Consider the following 582-nt stretch of genomic DNA (forward strand, 5'->3'; position numbering starts at 1 on the left):
GCCGCCGCAATCGCGCACGCCGCCCAGCATCGGCGGCGACGACTTCTTCTCGGCCAAGGTCGAGGAGGATCCGCAGCGGCCACGCCCGGCCGGGCTGCCCGATCCTTTCGAGCAGCCTGCGCCCGGAGCCTACGATCGCTCTTCCAACCAGCGCAGCTCGCCTGCGTTTGACGACCCGTTCAGCCTCGATCCGGTGGCGACGCCGGCCTCGAACGAAGAGCACGCCGCGGGCCGGCCAGACCCGTTCGGCTTCGGCGACATGCCTTCGCGCAGCGATACGCCCGAGCCGGCGTCGAGACCGTCCGCTTTCGACGATTTCGGCTTCGGACCGGCCGAGACGCCTGCATCCAGCACCAGCGCCGGTGCGGCCGGTCGCGAAGAGCGGCCCGCCGAGAAGCCGAAGGCTGCCCGCCCATGGGAGGTCCCGGCGCAGGTGGCCGCTCCCCCTGCTCCGCCGCAGCGCCCCGCACCGGTGTCCAAGCCATCACGTCCGACGCAGCCGGCAGCCAGCGACATGGCGCTGCGCGCCGCTTTCCTGCGCGGCATCGGGGTGGAGTAGGCTTATTTTCCCGGGCGCGATCC

At 72.2% G+C, this 582-nt stretch carries 1 pseudogene; it reads left to right on the forward strand.

Annotated features, from left to right (window positions below):
• Nucleotides 1–559, forward strand: a pseudogene (locus EOD07_RS38020) (type VI secretion system-associated FHA domain protein TagH); the annotation flags it as partial.
• Between the last annotated feature and the right edge of the window lie 23 nt (nucleotides 560–582).

It is taken from the genome of Mesorhizobium sp. M2C.T.Ca.TU.002.02.1.1, from assembly GCF_003997225.1.